Source organism: Mesorhizobium sp. M7A.F.Ca.MR.362.00.0.0 (assembly GCF_004023175.1).
In the GTDB taxonomy this organism is placed as follows: domain Bacteria; phylum Pseudomonadota; class Alphaproteobacteria; order Rhizobiales; family Rhizobiaceae; genus Mesorhizobium.
The window spans coordinates 1-3,444 of the sequence record NZ_RZTF01000537.1; the positions used below are offsets into that span (position 1 = coordinate 1).

Consider the following 3,444-nt stretch of genomic DNA (forward strand, 5'->3'; position numbering starts at 1 on the left):
TTGATGGACGGAAGACGGAACGGGCTCTAGCTTTCATTTGAGCATGATCTCTAGGACAAACGAAAAACCGTTTGTCCGCAAAAACCGGTTTCCACTTTTTGGGATCATGCATTAGAAGCACCTGCCATGACTGAACGCATTGCCCTCTATGCCGGCTCCTTCGACCCGCTGACCAACGGCCATCTCGATGTGCTGAAGGCCTCGCTGGCCGTGGCGGATATCGTTTATGCGGCGATCGGCATCCATCCGGGCAAGCAACCGCTGTTTTCCTTCGAGGAGCGGGTGAAGCTGATCGAGACGGCGACGAAGACGGAATTCGGCAGCGACGGTGCCCGCATCAAGGTCGTCGCCTTCGACGGGCTGGTCATCGACGCCGCCAGGAAGCAGGGCGCCTCGATCATGATCCGCGGCCTGCGCGACGGCACCGACCTCGACTATGAGATGCAGATGGCCGGCATGAACGAGACCATGGCGCCTCAACTGCAGACGGTTTTTCTGCCCGCCAGTCCTTCGGTACGCACCATTACCGCCACACTTGTTCGCCAGATTGCCTCGATGGGCGGCGACATTCGCCCCTTCGTGCCGGCGGCGGTTGCCGGTGCGCTCACAGCCAAGTTCAAGAAGTAAGTTTTCGGAGAAAACCATGCAGCTGAAAAAGCTAGCCTCGTTCCTTGTCGTGCTCGCCGGTCTTGTGGCTGTGTCGGTCTCGGCTTTCGCCGCCGACCCGGAAAACACAATGATCATCACGCTGAAGGACGGCGACGTCACCATTGCGCTGAGGCCCGATCTTGCGCCAAAGCATGTCGAGCAGATCAAGAAGCTGGTGCGCCAAGGCGCCTATGACAACGTCGCCTTCCACCGCGTCATCGACGGCTTCATGGCGCAGACCGGCGACGTCAAGTTCGGCAATATGAAAAAGGGTTTCAGCGCCGAGGCCGCCGGCACCGGCGGTTCCGACCTGCCCGACCTGCCGGCCGAATTCTCACAGACCGAACATTATAAGCGCGGCGTGGTCGGTATGGCCCGCTCGCAGGACCCAAATTCGGCCAATTCGCAGTTCTTCATCATGTTCGCTCCGGCACCGCCCCTCGATGGCCAGTACACGATCGTCGGCAATGTCGTCAGCGGCATGGAACTGGTGGACCAAATCAAGAAGGGCGACCAGGCGGACAACGGCACGGTCACCGATCCCGACCGGATGATTAAGGTGCGCATCGCCGCCGACAAGTAAATTGTCGAATAACTCTGTTTTCTCAAAAGGATATCTGACATGGCCGAAATCAAGGATCGCGAGAACGCGCTCATCATGGAAACGACCAAGGGCAAGGTCGTCATCGAACTTTTCCCCGACCTGGCGCCCGGCCATGTCGCCCGCATCAAGGAACTGGCCAGGGAAGGCGCCTATGACGGCGTGGTGTTCCACCGCGTCATCGAGGGTTTCATGGCGCAGACCGGCGACGTCAAGTTCGGCAATTCGAGCAAGCCTTCCTTCGCGCCGTCCCGCGCGGGCATGGGCGGCTCTGAAAAGCCGGATTTGAAGGCTGAATTCTCCAACGCCAACCATGCTCGCGGCACCTGCTCGATGGCCCGCTCGCAGAACCCGAACTCGGCCAATTCGCAGTTCTTCATCTGCTTCGACGATGCCGCCTTCCTCAATCGCCAGTACACGGTCTGGGGCCAGGTCATCGAAGGCATGGACAATGTCGACAAGATCAAGCGCGGCGAGCCGGTGCAGGATCCCGACAAGATCGTGTCGCTGAAGGTCGCGGCCGACGTCAAGTAAGGGCAAACGACAATGATGGGCGTCGTCTGGTCGCTTCTCGGCATCCTGTCCGGCGCCTTCATTGCCATTCAGGCGCCGATCAATTCGCAGTTGGCGCGCGGCCTGGGCCTCCCGGTCGCGGCGGCTGCGTTTTCGTTCCTATCGGGCGCGATCGTGCTCGGCATCATCTCCGTCACAGTGGTGAAGCTGCAAGGCATCTCGCTCGACTGGAAGGCGCCGGCGCCCTGGCTGTTCGTGGCCGGCGGCATGCTGGGCGGTTTCTATGTCACGCTGTCGACGATTCTCACGCCACGCATAGGTGCTGCCGCGCTGATGGCGTTTCTGGTCGCCGGCCAGTTGCTGGCCGGCATGCTCATCGACCGCGTCGGCTTCCTCGGCGTCGCGGTGCGTGAAATCTCGCTCGGCCGCGTTGCCGGCGCGGTGCTGCTCTTGGCCGGAGCGCTGCTCGTCCGGCTCTACTGATGCGCGTCGATCTCTTTGACTTCGACTTGCCGGAGGAGCGCATCGCGCTCCGCCCGGCGCAGCCGCGTGACAGCGCCAAGATGCTTCTGGTCAAATCAGGCGAAGGGCTCGAGGACTGGACGGTTGGCGACCTGCCGTCCTTGCTCAGGGCCGGCGACGTGCTGGTGTTCAACGACACCAAGGTCATTCCAGCGCAGCTCAAAGGCATAAGGCGGCGGGGCGAAGCGACGGCGCAGGTCGAAGCCACGCTGCATATGCGCATGGCGCCGGACCGCTGGCTGGCCTTCATGCGGCCGGGCAAGCGCATAGCCGCCGGCGACCGCATCCATTTCGGCCATGACGGCAATTCCTGTTTGCTCGGTCAGCTCGACGCCACGGTGATCGAGAAAGGCGAGGGCGGCGAAGCGCTGCTTGGCTTCGATCTGTCGGGGCCGTTCCTCGACGAGGCGCTGCACGCGGTCGGCCACATTCCGCTGCCGCCCTACATCGCCTCGAAACGCGACGACGACGAACGCGACCGGGCCGACTACCAGACCATCTATGCAAGCGAGGAAGGCGCCGTCGCGGCACCGACCGCGGGCCTGCATTTCACGCCGGAGCTTTTTGCAGCGCTTGACGCCAAGGGCATCGAACGCCGCTTCGTCACCTTGCATGTCGGCGCCGGCACGTTCCTGCCGGTGAAGGCGGACGACACCGCCGACCACAAGATGCATGCCGAGACCGGTTCGGTCAGGGAAGCCACTGCGGACGCCCTGAATGCCGCAAGAGCAAGGGGCGGGCGTATCGTTGCTGTCGGCACGACCTCGCTGCGTCTGCTGGAGAGTGCGGCGCGTGAGGACGGTACTCTGGCTGCGTGGTCCGGTCCGACCGATATCTTCATCACGCCCGGCTACCGTTTTCGCACGGCCGACGTGCTGATGACCAATTTCCATCTGCCGCGCTCGACGCTGTTCATGCTGGTCTCGGCCTTCAGCGGCCTCGACACGATGCGTGCGGCCTATGCCCATGCGATCGAGAACCGCTACAGATTCTATTCCTATGGCGACGCAAGCCTGCTTTTCCGAGCGGAGACGAGCGACCGCCAGTCGCTCGACAATCAGGCGCCGGACGCCCCGATCCACGACAAGGAATTCAATGGCTAAGCCGTTCAGCTTCAAGGTTCTGGCAACCGACGGCAAGGCGCGGCGCGGCGTGATCGA

The 3,444-nt window shown here is 62.3% G+C and carries 5 protein-coding genes; all 5 read left to right on the forward strand.

All coding sequences use genetic code 11. The features are described from left to right. The first annotated feature begins 126 nt into the window (after positions 1-126). Genes coaD through queA form a run of 5 tightly spaced genes read left to right on the forward strand, consistent with a single transcriptional unit; the run spans position 127 to position 3,387 of the window. Positions 127-627 carry a pantetheine-phosphate adenylyltransferase gene (coaD, locus tag EOC06_RS34645; protein ID WP_127272529.1) on the forward strand — a complete coding sequence of 167 codons (501 nt, stop codon included), beginning with the start codon at positions 127-129 and terminating at the stop codon, positions 625-627. A gap of 16 nt (positions 628-643) precedes the next feature. Beyond that, positions 644-1,231 carry a peptidylprolyl isomerase gene (locus EOC06_RS34650; protein ID WP_127269468.1) on the forward strand — a complete coding sequence of 196 codons (588 nt, stop codon included), beginning with the start codon at positions 644-646 and terminating at the stop codon, positions 1,229-1,231. A gap of 39 nt (positions 1,232-1,270) precedes the next feature. Continuing rightward, positions 1,271-1,783, forward strand: a complete 513-nt coding sequence (locus EOC06_RS34655) for a peptidylprolyl isomerase (RefSeq protein ID WP_127269467.1) — start codon at positions 1,271-1,273, stop codon at positions 1,781-1,783. 12 nt (positions 1,784-1,795) lie between these two features. Continuing rightward, entirely contained in the window at positions 1,796-2,245 is a 450-nt protein-coding gene (locus EOC06_RS34660) for a DMT family transporter (RefSeq protein WP_013531824.1), read from the forward strand. Then, entirely contained in the window at positions 2,245-3,387 is a 1,143-nt protein-coding gene (queA, locus tag EOC06_RS34665) for a tRNA preQ1(34) S-adenosylmethionine ribosyltransferase-isomerase QueA (protein WP_128309926.1), read from the forward strand. Before EOC06_RS34660 ends, queA begins: the two co-directional genes overlap by 1 nt. The last annotated feature ends 57 nt before the right edge of the window (positions 3,388-3,444 follow it).

Bases quoted from the DNA above. Each gene is read 5' to 3' on its own strand.
- coaD (WP_127272529.1), top strand. From the start codon at position 127: ATGACTGAACGCATTGCCCTCTATGCCGGCTCCTTCGACCCGCTGACC.
- EOC06_RS34650 (WP_127269468.1), top strand. From the start codon at position 644: ATGCAGCTGAAAAAGCTAGCCTCGTTCCTTGTCGTGCTCGCCGGTCTT.
- EOC06_RS34655 (WP_127269467.1), top strand. From the start codon at position 1,271: ATGGCCGAAATCAAGGATCGCGAGAACGCGCTCATCATGGAAACGACC.
- EOC06_RS34660 (WP_013531824.1), top strand. From the start codon at position 1,796: ATGATGGGCGTCGTCTGGTCGCTTCTCGGCATCCTGTCCGGCGCCTTC.
- queA (WP_128309926.1), top strand. From the start codon at position 2,245: ATGCGCGTCGATCTCTTTGACTTCGACTTGCCGGAGGAGCGCATCGCG.